The following is a 20,830-nucleotide window of genomic DNA, read 5'->3' as shown; positions in this document are numbered from 1 at the left end:
TTTCTTATTTTATTTATGGTGAAGAAGTTATTAATTATTGGTGCGATTCCACATATAGATGATTTGAAAACATATGGTGGAACAACTATCTTAATGAAAAATTTTTTGGATTATTGTAATGAACATCATTATAAATACCAATGTATTGATACATTAAAGTCTAAAAATGAAATAATCAATCTGATACATTTCGGTTTCTCTTTTTTATGGGGAATATTTACTTCTAAGGTCGTGATGTATAATGTTTCGAGGAATGGAGCTTTTACTATGTTTTATTATACCGCTCCATTTTGTTATAGACTAGGGCGTAAGGTAGTATTCCGCAAATTCGGAGGTTATTTTTTAGAACAATTGGAGAATTGCCCAGCCAAAAAGCGTTTGAACATGGTGAAACTACTCAATCAAGCGTCTATTCTCTGTTTTGAAACGAAGAAGCTGATCAGGGAGGCTCCTAAATTGTTTCAACATTCTGAAAGGGCGTATTGGTTTCCAAATTGCAGAAAACCTTCTGGAGAAAGAGGTAGGTCTGATTTTAAAAAGAGGTTTGTATTTATCTCACGTATGGAGGAAAATAAGGGGATTGATCATCTGGTAAATGTAGCCGATATTTTACCCGAAGATTATGTTGTACATCTCTATGGACCTTTAATTGATGAGAAGTATGGTAATCCAGATTATTTTAATGGAAGAAAAGCGGAATATCACGGTGTCCTTAAGATGGAAAACGTGCCGGATACTTTGAAGAGATACGATGTCCTTGTTCTTCCAAGTCATTGGCCGACCGAAGGATATCCGGGGGTACTGATGGAAGCCATGTCTCTCGGTTGCCCGGTAATAGCTACCCATATCGGGGGTATTCCAGAAATGATAGAGGAAGGCAAGAACGGTTTACTCGTTAAACCTCATGATGAGAATGGGTTGCGTGACGCTATTCTTTCTATTAGCAAGGAGAACTATCTTATGATGTCTGCTCATTCAATTGCCTATTTTGAACAAAATTATAATTCCGATATTATTAATGAAAAAGTTTGTCAAGCAATGACTTTAGTTGAAAAGAACGATTAATAATAATGAATACATTCCAATTATATAGTAATCTCCCGGTCTTCATGCAAAACTTGCTATGCACCTTAAAAGGATATCAACTAGATCATCAACGTCATAATGGACAGTATAACGATGTATATCGGCAACTGATAAAATCTGATGAGGTATCCTATGCGGAGATAATTCGTTATAAAGAAGCTGAGACATATAAAATACTGGATTATGCTTATCGGCATTGTCCTTATTATAAATCCTCTTTTCTGCAAGCCGGAGTTACTCCTGCGGATTTTAAGACGATGGAAGATTTACTGAAATTTCCTGTATTGACCAAAGAAGATGTTCGAACTTATTGGATGGGAATGATCTCGGATGAAGCAAATCCTAAAACAATGATCCGCTACCATACGAGTGGCAGCACAGGAAAAGCGTTGGATTTCTATTGGACAAAAGATAGTTTAGCATGGTATTGGGCTACGGTTTGGCGTGGTCGTAAGCGCTGTGGCATAGAAAAAGGCGATTTACACCTCAATTTCACAGGAAAGTTGGTCGTCCCGTTTTCACAACAAAGCCCACCTTATTGGCGATATAATGCGTTTTTGCATCAGTATATGCTCAATATGCAACATATTACAATAGAAAAAGTCCCTGTTATTGTGAAGTTTATCAATGAAACCGATTTACGTTTTATGGTAGGTTACTCTTCTATTATTTACTCGTTTACTCAATTAGTGGAAGAATTGGGATTAACGATTGATAGAGTACCTTCTTTTATGTTTCCCAGTGGAGAGATACTTTATGACTATCAGCGCAAACAAATACTTCGAGTATTTCCCGGTATTCAGATAATGGAACATTATGGTTTTTCAGAAAATGCTGCTTGTGCTTCTAAATGTTTAAAAGGGCATTATCATGAAGATTACGAAATGGGACATTTAGAGTTAATAGATATTATTCATTCCAATAAGGAGGATGTAGGGCAACTGGTAGCTACGGGGTTTAAAAATATGGGAATGCCTTTCATTAGGTATGAGATTGGTGATATTGCCACTTTTTCCAAAGAAAAATGTTATTGTGGTCTGCAAAGTCAGGTGATTGCCGCTATTGAAGGACGTAATGGAGATTATGTGATTACTCCTGAAGGTACAAAAATAATGCGTTTTAGTTATTTGTTTAAAGATACTCGGAACATTAAGGAATGTCAAGTTGTGCAACGCAAAATAGGAGAGGTGACTTTGCGCATTGTAAGACGGGACGGATATACAAAGACTACTGAATCTACCATTATAGAGTTGGCTCATTCCATGATTAGTCCTACTATCTTAGTGAACTTTGAATATGTGGATGAGATAGAGCGTACTAAAGCAGGAAAATTTAGAGCGGTAGTCTCAGAATTGAATAAAAATAGATGAATATAAAATTATTATTACATACCGTATACCATTTGCGCCTTATACAAGTGGTATATCAGGTACGCTATCGTTTACATAAGCCTCTTTATAGAGCGACTATCGCTCCTGTCGGTATAATCAATAAGAGTTTGACCATTACTCCAATAGCTCGATATCATTGTCTGGAGATGAGTAGAGGCATATTTAGCTTTCTTAATAAGGAGGATAACTTTAAGGATTGGAATGATATCGGCAAAGGAATGCTTTGGGCCTACAATCTCAATTATATGGACTGGCTAAATCAAGAAGATGTTTTGGTAATAGAAGGGATACGATGGATAGAGCGATTTATCAAGGAATTACCTGATAACCGGATAGGGCTTAATCCTTATCCTATCGCTTTACGGGGTGTCAACTGGATGAAATTTATACTACTTCATCGAGAAGAGATAGGGGAACGGAGGCTTCAACAGTGGAACGATTCACTCTATGCGCAATATATGCTGTTGAACAAAACATTGGAATATCATCTGATGGGCAATCATTTGCTTGAAGATGTTTATTCGCTTTATATGGCTTCGCTTTACTTTGAAGACAAAGCTCTTTTTTATAAAATTTCGTATGTATTGTTGCGAGAACTGAAAGAACAAATACTTCCGGATGGGGCACATTACGAACAGTCACCTATGTATCATTGTATTCTCTTGGACAGGCTGCTTGATTGCTACAATTTTTCAAAGAACATACAGTGCTTTCCTGAGCAAGAGATGGTAAATATAGAATTGAAGGGATTTGCTCGGCGAATGTTGGGGCATTTAGAGAGTATAATTTATATCGATGGAACAATTCCCTTACTCAATGATGCCGCTTATGGTATTGCTCCGGAGCCTAAAGAGTTGTTTGTTTATGCTAAACGGTTAAATGTGGAATACAAGATTATTCCAATGAGAGAGTGTGGTTACCGGAAGATGAGGAATAAGTATATGGAAGCCATCGTGGATATAGGTAACATTATGGCCTCTTACCAACCGGGACATACACATGCCGATACATTCAATTATGAACTGCGCATAGGAGATAAGCCTTTTATTGTGGATACAGGTATTTCTACCTATAATAAAAACAATCGTCGGCAGTATGAGCGCAGCACGGCTGCTCACAATACCTTAACGGTTAATGGGCTAAATTCCAATGAGGTTTGGGATGGCTTTCGTTTGGGGAAACGAGCTAAGGTAACTTGCCTGGAAGATACGGAGCACTTGATAAGAGCGTTACACGATGGTTTCGGTAAATACGGTGTACATACTCGGACATTCCAAATGGAAGAAAATTGCTTTATCGTTACCGATAGAGTCTCATCCGAGTATCAAGCTGTTAATTATATTCATTTGGCACCTGAAGTACAAGTGAAATGTGTGACAGCGGAAAAGATCGTAACCAATCAAGGTGTCATTAGTCTCAGCGATGCTCAATCGGTAGAGATTGCAGATGAAACGGTTTCGACCACATATAATCTCTTTCTACCCTCTAAGACCGTGAAAATTCTCTTTACAAAAGAGATGAGATATACTATAGGCAAATAAGCATATACATGAAAATTTTATTTCTGACGGATAACTATCCCCCCGAAGTGAATGCTCCAGCTATGCGTACATACGATCATTGCCGTGAATGGGTGAAAACTGGAGCTGAAGTTACGGTAATAACTTGTACCCCTAATTTCCCGGAAGGTAAAGTTTACGAAGGATATAAGAATAAATTGTATCAAACAGAGATTATCGATGGTGTCAAGGTTATTAGGGTATGGTCATACATTGTGGCGAACCAAGGATTTTTGAAGCGTACGCTTGATTACATCAGCTACTCTATGACCTCATTTCTTGCGGGGCTTTTAGTGAAAGCGGATTTGATAGTGGCAACTTCACCACAATTTTTTACCGCTTTGTCAGGAAGGACTTTGCACTTTTGGAAACGTATACCTTGGATTATGGAGGTACGCGATATGTGGCCCGAAAGTATCACAACCGTAGGAGCCATGAAAGACGGTATCTTTATTCGCTATTTTGAATGGGAAGAAATACGTTGCTATAAATCTGCGGCGAAGATTGTTGTAGTGACAGATTCTTTCAAAAAGAAATTAATCAGTCGAGGTATCCCTACCCACAAGATAGCGGTAGTGAAAAATGGTGTAGATAGAGAATTATTTGCGCCGATACCTAAGGACGAGACCTTGATAAATGAATTGGGGTTGAAAGGTAAAAAGATAATAGGCTATATAGGTACACATGGTATGGCACATAAGTTAGATTTCATTATCCGTCAAGCTAAAGAGATGGATGGGAAGAATAATTTTCATTTCCTTTTCTTGGGTAATGGTGCCGAAAGAGAGAAACTCGTAAGATTGAAAGAAGAATTGGGTTGTACCAATGTGACGATGCTTGAATCTGTATCGAAACAAGAAGTGAAACGATATATCTCTATTTTGGATGTTTGCTTGATCAATTTACGTAAATCGGAACTATTTACTACGGTAATTCCCTCTAAACTATTTGAAAATGCGGCTATGGGCATACCTATCTTGATGGGGGTAGAGGGAGAAGCCCAGGAAATAGTGGAATCGTATGGAGCTGGTATTTGTTTTAAACCGGAAGATGCGGAAGATTTCAATAAGAAATTGAAGCTGTTACAAGATTCGGAAGTTTATACAAAGTGCCCGCAAGGAGGCTTAAGGTTGGCAGAAGTTTTTGACCGTAAAAAACTTGCAGCTTCTATGTATAAGATAATAGAGTCGGCAACATTGCAAAGAAGGTGAGATTATAAACCAAGTTAATCCTTAATCTCTCAATAGATGAACATATGAAGAAGATAATGCTTGTCTTCGGGACTCGTCCCGAGGCAATAAAAATGGCCCTGTTGGTAAAGGAATTTCAAAAACAACCGGAGAGGATACAGACGATAGTCTGCGTGACCGGACAACATCGGGAAATGCTAGACCAAGTATTGAAGATCTTTGATATTGAACCCGACTATGACCTGAATATCATGAAACAAGAACAAGACCTTTATGATTTGACAACACGCATATTGACAAGTATACGTAATGTGCTGAAAGAAGTGAGCCCCGATGTGGTACTGGTACATGGTGATACCACAACTTCTACAGCTTCGGCTTTGGCTGCGTTCTATCAACGGATTCCTGTAGGACATGTGGAAGCGGGATTACGTTCGTGCGATATCTATAATCCGTGGCCAGAGGAAATGAACCGTCTGCTGACCGGACGATTGGCTACTTATCATTTCTCGCCTACGTTACTCGGGCGCGACAACTTGTTGCGGGAAGGTATTCCAGATTCCCAGATATGGGTAACAGGCAATACGGTGATTGATGCGCTTTATTGGGTAATAAATAAGATAAAAAAGGAGAGAGGGCTAGATGATCGGTTGGCCGAGAAATTGAAACATGCTGGCTACAATACCGGACGGTTGGAGGATAGACGGAAGATGGTACTGATTACGGGGCATCGTCGTGAGAATTTTGGAAAAAGGTTTATTCATATATGCCGTGCCATCAAAACATTGACAGAGAAGTATCCCGGTGTAGACTTTGTCTATCCCATGCATCTTAACCCTAACGTGTGTGAACCGATACATGAGGTATTCGGGAAAGATTTACATGGGTTAGGTAATATATTTTTCATTGAGCCGCAGGAATACTTGAGTTTTGTCTATCTGATGGAAAAATCAACTATTGTCCTGACGGACAGTGGGGGTATTCAGGAAGAAGCTCCGGGGTTGGGTAAACCCGTCTTGGTGATGCGTGACACTACTGAGCGTCCTGAGGCTTTGGATGCAGGTATAGTAAAACTGGTCGGTACGAATTATAATAAAATAGTCAATGAAGTATCGATATTGATAGACGATGCCGTTGTCTATGAGAAGATGAGCAGAGCTGTGAACCCCTATGGGGACGGTATGGCTTGTGGACGGATAGTGAATGTGCTATTGAATCGTTTGTAGAAAGAGTTTCTAAATATAAATCAAAATAAAAAATGAAAGTTTGTTTTATGGGTTTGGGGTATATCGGATTACCCACAGCCATTATTGCCGCCAAGCACGGTATTCAGATAACGGGTGTCGACATCAATCCCCAAATAGTGGAAATGACTAATACCGGTCACTTGCACATCGTGGAACCAGGCTTGGAAGATATGCTGCAAGAGGTTGTGAAAGCAGGTACATTTCATGCCTCCGTTACGCCCGAGTTGAGCGATGCCTATCTCATAGTAGTACCTACCCCATTCAAAGGTAATCATGAGCCGGATGTGAGTTGCGTAGAGGCGGCTACCCGTGCCGTATTGCCATTGTTGAAGGAGGGTGATTTATATGTAATAGAGTCAACTTCGCCTGTGGGCACTACGGAACGGATGGCGGCTATCATTTTTGTGGAGCGTCCAGAATTGAGAGATAAAATTTATATTGCTTACTGTCCTGAACGGTTACTGCCGGGTAATGCGATTTATGAATTGGTACATAACGATCGTGTAATCGGAGGCTTGAATGTGGAATCAACAGAAAAGGCAATTGATTTTTATTCACGATTTGTACAGGGAACTTTACATAAGACGAATACCCGTACTGCCGAGATGTGTAAGCTGACAGAGAACTCCAGCCGAGATGTGCAGATAGCTTTTGCCAATGAACTTTCCATTATCTGCGACAAGGCAGGTGTCAATGTATGGGAACTTATCAACCTCGCCAATAAGCATCCGAGAGTGAATGTCTTGAAACCGGGATGTGGCGTTGGCGGTCATTGCATTACTGTAGATCCTTATTTTATCACTTCAGACTTCCCGGCAGAAAGTAAATTGATCGCCGATGCCCGTGAGATTAACAACTATAAATCGTTTTGGTGTGCGGAACGAGTGAAGAATGCCATACTGGAGTTTGAATTGAAGAGTTGCCGTAACCCTTGCGTTGCCATGATGGGACTGGCTTTCAAGCCAAATATCGATGACTTACGTGAAAGCCCAGCCAAATATATCACGACCAAGATAAAGCAAAGTTGTAACAATACCAGTATTTTAGTGGTCGAACCGAACGTGAAGGAACATGAAGAGTTCCAGCTTACGGACTATCTGGAGGCCTATGAAAGGGCTGACATCGTGGTGCTTCTTACCGCTCATACCCAGTTCAAGGAACTTCCCTGGAGAGAAGACAAGGTAATATTGGATTTCTGCGGAATATTCAAAAAGTAAGTTCTTATATAAGGATATCACGAAAAAAATTTCCCTTAAATCATGAAGCGATTCATATCAAATCATAGGATAGATACGAGTAAACCGCCATCCTCTTTTATGTATATCTCATTTTGTTTTTTCAAAGTGTTGGTAATCTTTTAAGTGGCTCCAATCACCTCCCCAAGTAAATCCTCGTTTTTTGAATTCTTTAAAACATAGATCGTTGTGGTCGATCTTATAAGGAAAATTTGCGGAACGATCGATATACTCTTTTGCGTTCTCCGGGCTATAAATGATTTTCCCATTCGATTCTTTAACATAAGGATTATATTTAGGGTTGATGTCTATGGCGTATCCCATGCTATGAGTTGATAGTTTGGAGGTTCCATGTATAAAACGGAAATTGAAAGATGAACTATTGTTAGCTTGCATGGAACGTTCATCATCCGCATTATATTCATCAACCAGTACCATTCGTTCGATTGGATATTAAGCTTTGTATAGAACCTTGAAAATCTCAATTAAATCGAGGCTTATATCCTTGTTACAAATAATCTCCCCTAAACAAATTTCTTGTTTTATATTGTAATGTAAGACTTTTATGTAACGTAAGTCCTCCCGGCGAATTGTACAGTTTTCTTTAAAGGACTTTTTATATATCCGATTAAATATCATGTCATTGATCGTGATACTTTCAAAACAACGATTAATGCCAAAGCGTTTTACACTTTCTAGATCTACTTTTTCCCCGGCTTTCCATTGTTCTAGAATAGATAACTCTTTTTGTATCCGCTCATTTATTAGGTTATCTTTTGAACCTATATATGATGTCGCTATAGAGGTTTCTAAAATACTCAAAATACAATAGATTATTATTTGTCTGATTTTCACCGAATTTGTCAGATATCTTGTTAGAACATATCATTCAAGGAATACCGCAATTGATCCATCATTAACGGTACTTCCGCATTCTCGATTCCTGCTACAAGAAGATCAGGAATATCTTGATTGAATTGCTCTTGGAATTTCAAGAAATCACCGGATTCTTTCTCTACAGCTTTTTTATAGAAAACAAGTGCTCCTTTGATATTCTGTAAAGCCCATTCCGTATGTCCAGCATTTAAGAAGTCTTGGGTATTCGGTTGATTATCTATGATTTTCTTATAATAATTACGGGCTTGATCATATTTTCCGGTCAAGAAGGAACACCATGCGATCGGACGCCAAGCTTTCGTACTTTTATTATCCAGATAATCTACCTTGAAATAATATTTAAGCGCCTCATTGTAATCCTTGAGCTCAAGGTGGCAATGACCGATACATATTTGGATAGATAAATCATTCGGATTGAAAGCCTCGTAACGATGATAATATTTAAGCGCTTCATTCGGCTGTTTTAAAGTTCGGTAACAACCGGCGATCCGACGAATAACCCATTTACTATCAGGATTGATAAGATCCGCATGCAAGTAGGCATCCAATGCTCCTTGTATATCGCCATTCATTTGTTTGCAGTAACCGATTTTTTGGTATAAGATATCACTTTCCTGATTTGCGTTGGATAAACGATCATAAATCGTGAGTGCGTCGGAGAAGTAATTTTTCCGGAGATAATACTCTGCGATAGTTGTCAAACTTTCCTCGTCGCTGACGTAGGGCTGCAAAATTGGCAGGTTATGAAAGTCTAACGCAAATGTAAATATGTCATCAAAATCCAGATGTCCCGGATAAAGTTTGAAGAAACGGTATAAATCCTGTATATACTGTCCGGAGATGATTTCCAATTTTCCCCGTTTGCTAATCAATTCTTCCTTTGTTTGCTGGATCATCTCGGAAGCTTGACTACCAAACTGTCCCATCATCATCTGACGGGCTTGATCCGGTAACTGCATCATGCTGAAATATAGGGAGTATTTGTCGGAGTTGCACATGAATGCCGCTAAAGTCATGGAATCCAACATAACCTTCTCCGTTTGATTACTGCTTAATTGATTACTGAATGCGGAATAATCGGTAGTGAATGGCATGAACCAGTTACCAAGTTCCCGGAAAAAGGGGAAATGTTTTAAGTGCACGAAAGTGGAGTGCATAACATCTGCGCCTTCTTGTTGCAATTCGCTGAATTCCTCCATTTTCTTCCCTAGTGAGCTGTCTGATAATATATTCTGCCATTCAGGATTCATCTCGTTTCCGAGAAGTTCCGGATTAATATCTTTTAAGTTTATCTTTTGACTGATTTTAGGACCAAGCTTGATCATTTCCGGAATGATCTCATCTTGTAACTTACGAGTGATTTTTTCAGTCTCACGCGCAAGAATAAAACGAAGGATAATTGTACGGATCGCTTTCGTAAAATTAGGGAATTCCTCGGATAAAGCCGCCAGCCTATCTGCTATCTGTGGATATAGTGCGGTACGCTTTCTATAAGTATATAATGTCAAAAGAATTCCGATCAATGCACGGTAGCGGATCTCGTCTACCTGGATATTGGCTGCGTCAAATAATAACAACAACTTTTCTTTATCAAATGCGGCTTGCAGTCCCAACATTAATGCCGATACGACTTGGCAACCGATAACAAAATGTAACTCTTGGTCATTCAATATGTTTTGAATAGAAGCTATTTCTTCTTTGTTAAGAGGATTAGAAGTCCATATCTTATTGAATAACGTGGTTGTAGCAGATTCTATTTGCTGCTGTTCTGTGATAGTTCCAGTTGGAGTCTCTATTTTCACCAAGGAAGCATTTCTCAGAACCTTGTGGAGTTGATCATAGTTGATAAGCTCCTTTTGCATCATCCGTTTACGACTGTAATAGGACAGGGGTGAATTCACCAACAAGGCTTTATGTCTCACCATATCAGCGAATTCGTAACTAGATGTGATCAAATTATTGTATATTTGGTCTTGCATCGGATCTTTAGCTCCTTCGATCCGGTACCGCAACATGTATTTATAAGTATCTTGTAACTCGTTTAACCTGTCTTGAAAAGAGTACTCGCGTATTCCCGCTATTAAACCTTGGAGGAAATCGAATGCGTTCTTTAACTCCTTACTGTCTAATGAACCGATAATTCGGTTATATGCCTTATTTATTTCTTGTATTGTCATACACTATTAACAACAAATGGTATGCCAAAAGTATAGTATTTAGGCTAAATTTCCTATCTTCGCGTACCTAAAAATAAATTTAGCAGATGAAGAATATCCGCAATTTCTGTATTATTGCTCATATTGACCATGGGAAAAGCACCTTGGCAGACCGTTTGCTTGAGTATACCAAGACAGTAGAGGGTAAGGACATGCAGGCTCAAGTCCTTGATGACATGGATTTGGAACGTGAGCGTGGTATTACAATCAAAAGCCATGCGATCCAGATGAAGTATAATTATAAAGGTGAGGAATACATACTGAACCTGATTGATACTCCGGGACACGTGGATTTCTCGTATGAGGTTTCCCGCTCTATTGCCGCTTGTGAGGGCGCTTTACTGATCGTGGATGCGGCCCAAGGTATTCAAGCGCAAACTATCTCTAACCTATATATGGCGATAGAGAATGATTTAGAGATTATTCCGGTGATGAACAAGATAGACCTGCCTAGCGCTATGCCGGAGGAGGTTGAGGATCAGATCGTGGAGTTGTTAGGCTGTCCTCGTGAAGATATCTTACGGGCGAGCGGAAAGACGGGCGAGGGAGTGGATGAGATATTGAGTACGATCGTAGAAAAGATCCCGGCTCCGGAAGGAGATCCGGAAGCGCCATTGCAATGTTTGATTTTCGACTCTGTTTTCAATCCGTTCCGTGGTATTATCGCTTACTTTAAAGTGGTAAATGGTGTGATTCGTAAGGGTGACCATGTGAAGTTTATCGCTACAGGGAAAGAATATGACGCAGACGAAGTCGGCATATTAAAATTAGATATGTGTCCGCGGGAGGAGATTCGAACAGGAGATGTAGGATATATCATTTCCGGCATCAAGACTTCTCGGGAGGTGCGTGTCGGCGATACGATTACTCACGTGTCTCGTCCGGCAAAAGATGCGATCGCCGGTTTTGAAGAGGTAAAACCTATGGTCTTCGCAGGTGTCTATCCGATCGATAGCGAGGATTTCGAGAATCTACGTGCTTCATTGGAGAAGCTACAGTTGAACGATGCGTCCTTGACATTCCAGCCGGAAAGTTCCGCTGCGTTAGGCTTTGGATTCCGCTGCGGTTTCTTGGGGTTATTACATATGGAGATTGTCCAAGAACGTTTGGATCGTGAGTTCAACATGGATGTTATAACCACCGTGCCGAATGTCTCTTATATCGTACATACGAAGAAAGGAGAGGAACTTGAGGTACATAATCCGGGTGGTTTGCCTGATCCGACTTTGATTGATCATATCGATGAACCGTTTATCCGTGCTTCCGTGATCACGAATACTACTTATATTGGTCCGATTATGACACTTTGCTTGGGTAAGCGAGGAATTCTGATCAAGCAAGAATATATATCCGGCGATCGTGTGGAAATTTATTATGATTTGCCGTTAGGTGAGATCGTTATCGACTTCTATGATAAGTTAAAGAGTATCTCAAAGGGGTACGCTTCTTTCGATTACCATTTACATGATTTTCGTCCAAGTAAGTTGGTTAAGTTAGATATCTTGTTGAATGGAGAGCCTGTGGATGCCTTGTCTACTTTGACGCACGTAGATAATAGTGTTACTTTCGGACGTCGTATGTGTGAGAAGTTGAAAGAGTTAATCCCGCGTCAGCAGTTCGATATTGCTATCCAAGCGGCGATAGGTGCTAAAATTATCGCTCGTGAGACGATCAAGGCTGTTCGTAAAGATGTGACAGCGAAGTGCTACGGTGGCGATATTTCCCGTAAACGTAAGTTGCTGGAAAAACAGAAAGAAGGAAAGAAACGGATGAAGCAAATCGGTACAGTAGAAGTTCCACAAAAAGCATTTTTAGCCGTATTGAAACTAGATTAGAGTGTCAATGGAATCTACTGGAGAGACCAATAGATTGATGGATAGAAAAAAGTCAATGGATCCTTCTATGGATACCATTGACTTTTTTATTTGAACAAATCATTTTTCATTTTTATTTATCAGCCGTATCCCTCCATCTTCCAATATGATGAGATGTTGTTTGTATAGTGCCCCAATAGCTTGCTTGAAGGCTTTCTTGCTGCAGCGAAATAAGGAGTAGATTACTTCAGGCTCACTTTTGTCGTGTACTGCGATGTATCCCCCTTGTGTCCTCAATGCTTCTAGGATAATACCAGCGATACCCTCTACTTTTTGGTAACCCAGAGGTGTTAGGCTTACATCTATTTTATCATCCTCACGTATTTCTTTTATATAGCCTTTCAGATGTTCGCCTTTCTCAAGACGCTGGAATACCTCATTGTGATATACCAATCCCCAATGTTGGTTATTGATGATAACTTTATAGCCAAGGTCCGTCTCATCGGCCACCAACAGCTCAACCTCTTGGTTCAGCTCATAATTGATAGGTACGTTATTTAAGAATTTCTCAATACGTGCGGATGCCATGATACGGCCTGTCACATGGTCTAACCGGACGTACACCAAATACCATTTCCCTTCCCTCATCGGCATTTTTTGTTCCTTAAAAGGGACGAGTAAATCTTTCATGATACCCCATTCCAGAAATGCTCCGACATTATTTACATCTTTTACTTCCATGAACTGAAATTCCCCGACCGTTGCCAGAGGGCGTGCGGTAGTAGCGATCAACCTCCCTTCATTATCATGATAAATAAACACTTCAACTTCATCCCCGGTTTTCACGTTTTTAGGTACGTAACGAGTTGGCAACAATATTTCCACCCCGTTGCCGCCATCCAAATAAACCCCGAAATCCAAGTCTTTCACTATTTTCAGTGTGTTGTATTTTCCTATCTCAACCATATGTTTTTGTTTTGTCACAAACTTACGCAATAATCATGAAAAAGCGGTAAAAACAACTATAATTTTGGTTTGGCATGCAGCAATATCTAGACATTTGCATCGTTATAAAGGTATCTTTATACTTGTGGTCCTTTTAAGGCTTCATGTTCAAACTAAAAAACGTATATTTGCACCTTATTTGAAGAAAACAAAGATTATGAGAGTAAAATTAGTATCAGTAGTGGTATTGTTTGTCTTATTGCTAGGAGCTTGTTCTGTTCCTAAAGACGTAGTTTATTTCCAAGGGGTTGATACCTTGACACCTGAACAGGTAAGCAAGATGAATCAAGCTTATACCTCGAAAATTTGCCCTGATGACTTACTTACGATAACTGTTACGGCATGGGATCCGACTGTTGTTACTCCCTTTAATCCTCCTGTATATGCCTATGCGATTCAAGGAGCAACCTCAACGGTTTCTTCTAGTCAATTGAGAACGTATTTGGTTGACCAAGAAGGTGACATTAACTTTCCTGTTTTAGGAAAGATACATGTAGCGGGTTTGAGCAAGCAGCAATTAAGTGATAAAATGCAGGAGATGATCTCTCCTTATGTGAAAGATGCCTTGGTCAATGTTCAAATTGTGAATTATAAAGTTACGATGATGGGTGAGGTTGCTCGACCGGGGGCGATTTCCGTGAAGAATGACCGTCTTTCAATATTAGATGCTATAGGTCAGGTCGGTGATTTGACGATTAATGCAAACCGCAAGAATATTTTGGTGATACGCGATAATAATGGAGAAAAGGAGTTTGCTCGTTTAGATATCACTGAACCGGATATATTTACTTCCCCTTATTATTATCTTCAACAAAATGATGTTGTTTATGTAGAACCGAATAATGCGAAGAAGAGAAACGCCCGTTACAGTCAAGCCCAACAATATAGTATAACTGTATTCTCCTCAATCTTGAGTGCTGTGTCTGTGATAACGACTGTTATATTGGCGATTACTAAATAATGATTAGAAAATGGAAGTGAAAGACAACGAAACAATCGGACTTAAGAGTATTATCGTAAGATATCTGTTACATTGGAAACTTTTTTTAGGTGTATTCCTTTTCTCTATAATACCAGCGGTTTTATATCTGATTTATTACCCTCGTACTTATGAGATGATGGCTCGTATTCAGATTCAGGAGGATAAGGATCTTGGAGGTGGTAGCTTTGGATTAGGAGAGGCTGCCGGGTTAATGAAATCTTTTGGATTGGGATCTGTTTCTGGAGGTGTTGTTAATATAGATGATGAATTAATGACACTGACCTCTAATAAGATGCTTCGGGATATGGTTCTAAGTTTAGGTGTGAATGTCGATTATTGCGAACCATTTTCTTTAGGTTATCGTTTATATGATGAATCACCTTTTAAAATGGTTGCTGATTCTGTTACAAATGCACGTCTGGCAGAAATTGTGGAGTTCTCCGTTGTCATGAAAAATGGTAAGACAGAAGTTTCAGCAAAGTCTGTTAATATGAAGAAGAAACATTTTAGTTTCTCTTCATTGCCTGCTTTTATTGAATTGCCGATGGGAAATTTTACTTTGGATTTTGCGCCAGGGAAAAAAGGTATTACTTCGGCAAAGCTTGATATCACTTATAATCCAGCAGGTTGGGTTGCGGAAGATTTAGAAAAAGAATTTTTAATAGAGGGGAGTTCTAAGACCTCAAATGTAATAGAGTTGAGTTGTACTGATTATGAGAGGAATCGGGGTACGGATATGTTAGATACGTTAATAGCAATCTATAACAAAGAATCTGAGGCGTATAAAAAAGGGGAAGCTCGTAAATCTTTACTTTTCTTGGATGGAAGAATTGAAAATATTATTGCGGAACTTGCTACCGTAGAGAACCAGATTGAAGAGTATAAGAGTGAGAATCGCTTGATGGATATAGAGCACGATGTTCAATTTTACGTGGAGCAAATGAAAGAGCTACAGACAAAGTTGATAGAATTGGAGGCTCAATCGAATGTTATCAATATGATGGATGAATTTGTGAAAGATCCTGCGAATAAGTATAATTTAGTTCCTGTTTTATTGACTGCTCAAGAAGGTGAGAAAGGGAGTGCGTTAACTAGTTATAATGAGATTTTGCTGGAACGTGCTCGGGTAATTCAAAATTCAAGTATCAATAATCCATTGGTTGGAACTTTAACTGAACAGGCTGATAAGTTACGTGGAAGCGTAATAGAAACTATAGGTAATGCCCAAAAAGGAATGCAACAATCAATAAAAGACGTAAAAGCGAAAGAGCAGGAAATCTATGATAAAATGAATAATTATCCGGTTGCGGAAAGACAATTCGTAGAGTTGAAACGTAGACAGGAAATTATCCAAGGTGTTTATTTGATTTTACTTCAGAAGCGAGAAGAAACAGCTCTTATTTTAGGGCAGGCAAGAGATAAGGCACGAGTAATTGATCCTGCCTACGTGAAAAGTAAGCCGGTAGGTCCTCGTAAGCTATTTGCGCTTATAGGGATGTTAGTATTAACATTGGTGATACCGATATCTTATTTATTCGTAAAAAAACAATCGTCTCTTCTCATTCAAGAATATAAAAAGCAAAATAAGGGTTCTAAGTAATATTTTATGAGTGCAGTTGATTTCTCGAAACTATATCCAGATAATCGTCAGGAAGGAGAAACGGTATTGCGCCAAGCGCAATTGGTGATGTTGAGGATGCTTAAGATTATTGATTATATATGTCGAAAGCATGATATTTCTTATTGGATGTGTTCGGGTACATTATTAGGAGCGGTTCGCCATAAAGGTTTCATACCTTGGGATGATGATTTAGATATTTGTATGATTCGTGAGGATTATGAGCGTTTTGTAAAGATTGCCGTGAATGAATTCCCAGAAGATATGATGTTGCAGACCAGAGAGACTGACCCTCATTACCATTATTTACCTTTACCTTGTAAGGTGAGAGACAAGAAAAGTTTCATATTATCTCCGGGATATGAGGATGAGGAATGTGAGAAGGGTTTATTTATAGATATATTCCCTATGGATCGTTATCATAAACAGAAATTACCTTTTATGTTCGAAAAAATGGTGAAGGTCTATAATACATTTATATGCAAGAGTTTGGATGCAATATATTTCAAGGATGAGTCTATAGATAAAAAGATATTGGCTTTTTTTCATCCCGTATTCCATAAGTTGGTTCTTCGATATATGAAATTTGCGAAGAAGCTTATTGATAGGAATAGGGGATTAGGTACAGACTGCCGTCTTGGTCATGGTTTTGATACCTTGTGGAAAAGATATCTTTGGTTTGACGATATTTTTCCAGTGGTAGAGATAGACTTTGAAGATTCAAAGTTTTTTGCACCTCATAGACCAGATGTATATTTAACTACACTATATGGTCCGAATTATATGACACCACCTCCAGAAAAACAGCGTTTGGCTGCACAACATGCTCATGAAATAAAACCAATTATATAAAAAACATCCCTCAAAATGACTAAACAGTATTTTTGAGGGATGTTTTTTATATCTTGCCAAAGATTGTATTTACTTTATCACTGACATTCTGCCACGTATAGTCGTCAAGAGGATAGTTGATCCTCGTAAATTCTTGTACTAGTTTTTGTTTTATATGCTTAGATAGATCCAAAATATCTCCCGTTTTGAAATAGTCTTCTGGATTTAGCTCAAGTAATTTATTAGCAGGTATATCACTTGCCAATATAGGTAAATGATAGCTCATCGCTTCTAAAAGGACTAGTGGGAAACCTTCATTATAAGAAGGTAATACAAAGAGTCTGGCATGGGAGTATAATTGTTTTAGAAATTCTCCATCCACATATCCGGGCATGATTATATTCTGTTTTTGAGCTCTTTTACAGATCTCGGACGAGTAGGAGGAGCTATGGTCTACTCCTCCGGCTAAAACGAGCTTGAAGTCGTGAGGCAAAGATTGTACATAACTATCAATGAGATAATCAAATCCTTTCTCCTGTGTAATGCGTCCTACAGCTAAAATATATTTTTGAGGTTGTAATTCAAGTTTCTCTAGATAGTCTGTCCTTGTCGCTGGTTGTTTGCGATATACCCCATTAGGAATATAAGTGGATTTACGTTGAATTTTGTCGTTGAAAAGACACATTTGCTTTTTATTGACAAAGATTACAGCCGTAGAGCCATTAACAGCTATCCATTCGCTGAATTTTAATATTTTTCGAGATATGTAATTCCATTTTTTATGTTCATAGTTTGCGCTATGATACGTAAGGACAACTTTTAACCCGGCGAGTTTAAGGAGTGGTATAAACATTCCGGGACCAATATTATGGATATGTACGATATCCGGTCTCTTTACGATACAATATATAGTACACAAGAATGAATGGAAAAAAGGCTCAAACCCTTTTATACGAGTGGAAGGTAGATCAATGAATTGTATACCTTTATAGACTTTTTTGGCGTTTTTCTTTAAGAATGGAATTCTTCTGAATACAGAAATGTTATATTTAGAAGTCAATTCCGGATAAAGTTGCTCACAATGTTTTTCTACGCCCCCTTGTACATTCGGAAAGCCTCTTGTCCCAAATACATAGACATTTTTCATCGCTTATTCTGATCGATAATGAGTTGATAGTTTTTGACGAGTCTTTGATAATGACTTTCTTCCGAGAAATTATCCATTGCGAATTTTTTCGCCTCATCCGACATTATCGCATATTCATCTTCGGATATAGAACAAGCCTTTGTGATCGTTTTTTTTAGATCATCGGAAGATTTAGGCTTGAATGTATATCCAGTTTTGTTTTCAATAATTAACTCTGGTATTCCTCCCAAGTCACTACCAATAACAGGAGTTCCTATCATATAGGATTCAATGATTGTCATAGGGTTATTCTCATAGCATTCAGATGAGACTACGACAAAAGATGCGTTGTGAATAAGTTCTTGTAACTCTTCTCCTTGTTTAAATCCCAGAAATTCAGCATTTGGAGGACATTGAGATTTCAGTTGCTCCAACAGAGGACCAGTTCCTGCTAATTTCAGCTTTATATTAGGAATCTGTTTAATTGCGTTCAATAAGGTGAGGATACCTTTTTCCTCAGATATTCTTCCGAAAAAGAATATATAATTCCCTTTTATTACACTATAGTCTTTTTCTTTTGGTGTGAAATTATATAAATAGGTACATTTATCCTTGAATCGTTTCTCAACTTGAATATGTTTATTCATAGAAAATTTACTGACGAATATAAATCGATTGATATAATCAATTGGTGGATAGAATTTTGAGCGGAAATAGCTATCCATACTCAGCATAAAACTATTGATGAGACTACCTTTTGAGCATTTATGCGTTATGCAATTATAGTAATTACCTGTCTTGCAACGTTCGCAGAAATTTCTTTTTCCATCCGTGAAGGTGTATGCAGGACAAACTAAGCGATAGTCATGCACGCTCATAATGACAGGAATATTATATTTCTTGAGAACAGGTAGGATGGATACAGACATACTATTGAACATCAGATGTATGTGTGCTATATCTGGTTTTTCCTTTTGGATTAACATCTCTAATTTTCGTGCAGCTTCTTTGTTGTAAATGAAAGCCGGTAGGTTCTTTATTTTCTTAGGTAGAGAAGATTCCGATAGTTCTGGATAATCTACAAAATACGACTCATAAGAAGAAGGTTCATTCTTCTTATTCTTAAGACTGAAAGGAATAACCGTATGCCCATGCCTTTCAAGAAGTTGGATCGTATTGAAGAAGACGGTTTCCGCTCCTCCCTTTTTAAAGAAATATTTATTTATTTGAAGTATTTTCATCTTGCGACTTTTTTATATTTGGATGAATTTCATCTGTCACTCCATTTTTCAAATCGGATAATATTAAACCTAATACCATGAGGACAAAGAAGCCCCTATGCGTTGTAAATGTCGAATCAGTAGTACCCTCAATAATAAAGAAACCAATGATCATTAATACCATGGATAGACACTTCATATTATATACCTTCTTATGGAATTTGACTGCCTTCATTAGGATATATACCCAAAACGTTATATATAGGATAATTCCTACGATACCAAATTGGGCCAAGGAAGGATAATAGGTATCTGCTATAAAGTTATAGTGATCCTTGCTCATACCCCATACTCCATCTATTCCGTATTTAGAATAGATGCTCGAGTAATACACCCCTGATGAGAAAGTACCAAAACTGGCGAACCCACTACCAAAGGGAAAATAATCTATTAGTATTTGTGGGGCAGTAGCATATAAGACATACCTAGCAATCATGTCTTTGTCTACCTCACTTGTTAGTGTCTGATAGAAGTAGAAATAGATTTTCTCTCTGGCGACAAATAATACTGCTATGATCGTTAACAGTATGATTGTAATATTCTTTACGTCTAGTTTAAATTGTTTTATATTAGAGAAATAGAATGTGATAAATGTTGCGAGAGCAAAGAACCCGTAGAATTTAGATCTGCCGGAGATTAATCCGATAGACAATAAGGCGACGAACGTGATCTTGTCTAGATTTGTGAACTTGCTGCAATACAAATAGCAGAGGGAAACACATACGACAGCTGCCGCATAATAGGCGGGATGTCCCATTAGATGGAATAAAATTCTAGGCTCCACGGCTCTCCCCAGTCCTATTAGGAGTAAAAGAAACCAAAATATAAGGCATATTGATTTCATAATGTTTTTCTGGGGTTCGCTAAATCTTGGCATCATTGAATATACGCAGAAAAAAGCGAGATAGGGTTTAATCTGAATTAACATATCTGATATTATCGCCGTTTTCGTATTGCTACCAATGTATAAAGAATAGCAAAAATAGAATAGGAAAGTTCCAATGGTTGTTAAAAAGGCCTTATTGAAGTTCCAATCGGATGTGGAAAATAAATATATACCGAATAAAATGAACAGGAATAAGGCACAAATTTCATCTGTGTAATCAAATCCGATGGCATCATATAACAATATACCAAAAGTTAGCGTGAAAAGAAGCAGATTGAAAAAATGTTTATTAATCAAAGATTGTATCATACCTTTATAAAAGTACGTTGAGTAACTTGTACATATTTATATTAAGAAACAAAGTTATGGGTTATTCTTTGAATAAACTATGCTTTGTTGTCCTTTTTGCATTTATTTGCTTTTCAACTTGTTTTTAGAGTTGATAAAAATTATTTCATACCACCTCT

The 20,830-nt window shown here is 38.3% G+C and carries 17 protein-coding genes; 10 read left to right on the top strand and 7 right to left on the bottom strand.

Annotated features, from left to right (window positions below; translation table 11 throughout):
* Nucleotides 1-15: 15 nt before the first annotated feature.
* The 6 genes from Q0110_RS11140 to wecC are packed head-to-tail and all read left to right on the top strand — an operon-like array spanning nt 16 to nt 7,690.
* Nucleotides 16-1,065 carry a glycosyltransferase gene (locus tag Q0110_RS11140; RefSeq protein WP_297906224.1) on the top strand — a complete coding sequence of 350 codons (1,050 nt, stop codon included), beginning with the start codon at nt 16-18 and terminating at the stop codon, nt 1,063-1,065.
* 44 nt (nt 1,066-1,109) lie between these two features.
* The gene (locus tag Q0110_RS11135; RefSeq protein ID WP_297906223.1) at nt 1,110-2,456 is read left to right on the top strand and encodes a phenylacetate--CoA ligase family protein; all 1,347 of its coding nucleotides are present in this window, start codon (nt 1,110-1,112) and stop codon (nt 2,454-2,456) included.
* Nucleotides 2,453-4,018 (top strand): alginate lyase family protein, encoded by a 1,566-nt coding sequence (locus Q0110_RS11130; RefSeq protein ID WP_297906222.1) that lies wholly within the window; start codon nt 2,453-2,455, stop codon nt 4,016-4,018. The genes Q0110_RS11135 and Q0110_RS11130 overlap by 4 nt, the downstream gene beginning before the upstream one ends.
* A gap of 8 nt (nt 4,019-4,026) precedes the next feature.
* Nucleotides 4,027-5,247: a glycosyltransferase family 4 protein gene (locus Q0110_RS11125; RefSeq protein ID WP_297906221.1), complete on the top strand. Its 1,221-nt coding sequence runs from the start codon at nt 4,027-4,029 to the stop codon at nt 5,245-5,247.
* 44 nt (nt 5,248-5,291) lie between these two features.
* A complete protein-coding gene (wecB, locus tag Q0110_RS11120; protein ID WP_297906220.1) occupies nt 5,292-6,452 on the top strand; it encodes a UDP-N-acetylglucosamine 2-epimerase (non-hydrolyzing) in 1,161 nt (386 codons plus the stop codon).
* A 32-nt stretch (nt 6,453-6,484) separates the two neighbouring features.
* Nucleotides 6,485-7,690 (top strand): UDP-N-acetyl-D-mannosamine dehydrogenase, encoded by a 1,206-nt coding sequence (gene wecC, locus Q0110_RS11115; protein WP_297906219.1) that lies wholly within the window; start codon nt 6,485-6,487, stop codon nt 7,688-7,690.
* A gap of 108 nt (nt 7,691-7,798) precedes the next feature.
* On the opposite strand, the gene Q0110_RS11110 is transcribed toward wecC, so the two are convergent.
* The 3 genes from Q0110_RS11110 to Q0110_RS11100 are packed head-to-tail and all read right to left on the bottom strand — an operon-like array spanning nt 7,799 to nt 10,782.
* Nucleotides 7,799-8,146, bottom strand: a complete 348-nt coding sequence (locus tag Q0110_RS11110; protein ID WP_297906218.1) for a M15 family metallopeptidase — start codon at nt 8,144-8,146, stop codon at nt 7,799-7,801.
* A gap of 15 nt (nt 8,147-8,161) precedes the next feature.
* Nucleotides 8,162-8,530 carry a hypothetical protein gene (locus Q0110_RS11105; RefSeq protein ID WP_297906217.1) on the bottom strand — a complete coding sequence of 123 codons (369 nt, stop codon included), beginning with the start codon at nt 8,528-8,530 and terminating at the stop codon, nt 8,162-8,164.
* 53 nt (nt 8,531-8,583) lie between these two features.
* On the bottom strand, nt 8,584-10,782 hold the full coding sequence (locus tag Q0110_RS11100) for a tetratricopeptide repeat protein (RefSeq protein WP_297906216.1): 2,199 nt from the start codon (nt 10,780-10,782) through the stop codon (nt 8,584-8,586).
* An 86-nt stretch (nt 10,783-10,868) separates the two neighbouring features.
* On the opposite strand from Q0110_RS11100, the gene lepA reads away from it, so the two are divergent.
* On the top strand, nt 10,869-12,656 hold the full coding sequence (gene lepA, locus Q0110_RS11095) for a translation elongation factor 4 (RefSeq protein ID WP_297906215.1): 1,788 nt from the start codon (nt 10,869-10,871) through the stop codon (nt 12,654-12,656).
* A 99-nt stretch (nt 12,657-12,755) separates the two neighbouring features.
* Here the strand turns inward: lepA and Q0110_RS11090 are convergent, their stop codons facing one another.
* On the bottom strand, nt 12,756-13,601 hold the full coding sequence (locus Q0110_RS11090; protein ID WP_297906214.1) for a S1-like domain-containing RNA-binding protein: 846 nt from the start codon (nt 13,599-13,601) through the stop codon (nt 12,756-12,758).
* Nucleotides 13,602-13,797: 196 nt separating this feature from the next.
* Between Q0110_RS11090 and Q0110_RS11085 the strand changes: the two genes are divergently transcribed.
* Genes Q0110_RS11085 through Q0110_RS11075 form a run of 3 tightly spaced genes read left to right on the top strand, consistent with a single transcriptional unit; the run spans nt 13,798 to nt 17,092 of the window.
* Complete coding sequence (locus tag Q0110_RS11085) at nt 13,798-14,601, top strand: polysaccharide biosynthesis/export family protein (protein ID WP_297906213.1); 804 nt, start codon at nt 13,798-13,800, stop codon at nt 14,599-14,601.
* A 10-nt stretch (nt 14,602-14,611) separates the two neighbouring features.
* Nucleotides 14,612-16,222, top strand: a complete 1,611-nt coding sequence (locus tag Q0110_RS11080) for a GNVR domain-containing protein (protein ID WP_297906212.1) — start codon at nt 14,612-14,614, stop codon at nt 16,220-16,222.
* 6 nt (nt 16,223-16,228) lie between these two features.
* The gene (locus Q0110_RS11075) at nt 16,229-17,092 is read left to right on the top strand and encodes a LicD family protein (RefSeq protein WP_297906211.1); all 864 of its coding nucleotides are present in this window, start codon (nt 16,229-16,231) and stop codon (nt 17,090-17,092) included.
* A gap of 46 nt (nt 17,093-17,138) precedes the next feature.
* Here Q0110_RS11075 and Q0110_RS11070 read toward each other — a convergent pair whose 3' ends face one another.
* From Q0110_RS11070 to Q0110_RS11060, 3 genes are read right to left on the bottom strand one after another with little or no spacing between them, the layout of a single operon-like run.
* Nucleotides 17,139-18,218: a glycosyltransferase family 4 protein gene (locus Q0110_RS11070; RefSeq protein WP_297906210.1), complete on the bottom strand. Its 1,080-nt coding sequence runs from the start codon at nt 18,216-18,218 to the stop codon at nt 17,139-17,141.
* Complete coding sequence (locus Q0110_RS11065) at nt 18,215-19,438, bottom strand: glycosyltransferase family 4 protein (RefSeq protein WP_297906209.1); 1,224 nt, start codon at nt 19,436-19,438, stop codon at nt 18,215-18,217. The genes Q0110_RS11070 and Q0110_RS11065 overlap by 4 nt, the downstream gene beginning before the upstream one ends.
* Nucleotides 19,416-20,405 carry an O-antigen ligase domain-containing protein gene (locus Q0110_RS11060; protein ID WP_297906208.1) on the bottom strand — a complete coding sequence of 330 codons (990 nt, stop codon included), beginning with the start codon at nt 20,403-20,405 and terminating at the stop codon, nt 19,416-19,418. The genes Q0110_RS11065 and Q0110_RS11060 overlap by 23 nt, the downstream gene beginning before the upstream one ends.
* Nucleotides 20,406-20,830 lie beyond the last annotated feature (425 nt).

Source organism: uncultured Parabacteroides sp. (assembly GCF_947855115.1).
Lineage (GTDB): Bacteria > Bacteroidota > Bacteroidia > Bacteroidales > Tannerellaceae > Parabacteroides.
The sequence above is the reverse complement of the archived record's forward strand: the minus strand, read 5'-3'. Positions and strand labels throughout refer to the sequence as shown.

Bases quoted from the DNA above. Each gene is read 5' to 3' on its own strand.
- Q0110_RS11140 (WP_297906224.1), top strand. From the start codon at position 16: ATGGTGAAGAAGTTATTAATTATTGGTGCGATTCCACATATAGATGAT.
- Q0110_RS11135 (WP_297906223.1), top strand. From the start codon at position 1,110: ATGCAAAACTTGCTATGCACCTTAAAAGGATATCAACTAGATCATCAA.
- Q0110_RS11130 (WP_297906222.1), top strand. From the start codon at position 2,453: ATGAATATAAAATTATTATTACATACCGTATACCATTTGCGCCTTATA.
- Q0110_RS11125 (WP_297906221.1), top strand. From the start codon at position 4,027: ATGAAAATTTTATTTCTGACGGATAACTATCCCCCCGAAGTGAATGCT.
- wecB (WP_297906220.1), top strand. From the start codon at position 5,292: ATGAAGAAGATAATGCTTGTCTTCGGGACTCGTCCCGAGGCAATAAAA.
- wecC (WP_297906219.1), top strand. From the start codon at position 6,485: ATGAAAGTTTGTTTTATGGGTTTGGGGTATATCGGATTACCCACAGCC.
- Q0110_RS11110 (WP_297906218.1), bottom strand. From the start codon at position 8,146: ATGGTACTGGTTGATGAATATAATGCGGATGATGAACGTTCCATGCAA.
- Q0110_RS11100 (WP_297906216.1), bottom strand. From the start codon at position 10,782: ATGACAATACAAGAAATAAATAAGGCATATAACCGAATTATCGGTTCA.
- lepA (WP_297906215.1), top strand. From the start codon at position 10,869: ATGAAGAATATCCGCAATTTCTGTATTATTGCTCATATTGACCATGGG.
- Q0110_RS11090 (WP_297906214.1), bottom strand. From the start codon at position 13,601: ATGGTTGAGATAGGAAAATACAACACACTGAAAATAGTGAAAGACTTG.
- Q0110_RS11085 (WP_297906213.1), top strand. From the start codon at position 13,798: ATGAGAGTAAAATTAGTATCAGTAGTGGTATTGTTTGTCTTATTGCTA.
- Q0110_RS11080 (WP_297906212.1), top strand. From the start codon at position 14,612: ATGGAAGTGAAAGACAACGAAACAATCGGACTTAAGAGTATTATCGTA.
- Q0110_RS11075 (WP_297906211.1), top strand. From the start codon at position 16,229: ATGAGTGCAGTTGATTTCTCGAAACTATATCCAGATAATCGTCAGGAA.
- Q0110_RS11070 (WP_297906210.1), bottom strand. From the start codon at position 18,218: ATGAAAAATGTCTATGTATTTGGGACAAGAGGCTTTCCGAATGTACAA.
- Q0110_RS11065 (WP_297906209.1), bottom strand. From the start codon at position 19,438: ATGAAAATACTTCAAATAAATAAATATTTCTTTAAAAAGGGAGGAGCG.
- Q0110_RS11060 (WP_297906208.1), bottom strand. From the start codon at position 20,405: ATGTTAATTCAGATTAAACCCTATCTCGCTTTTTTCTGCGTATATTCA.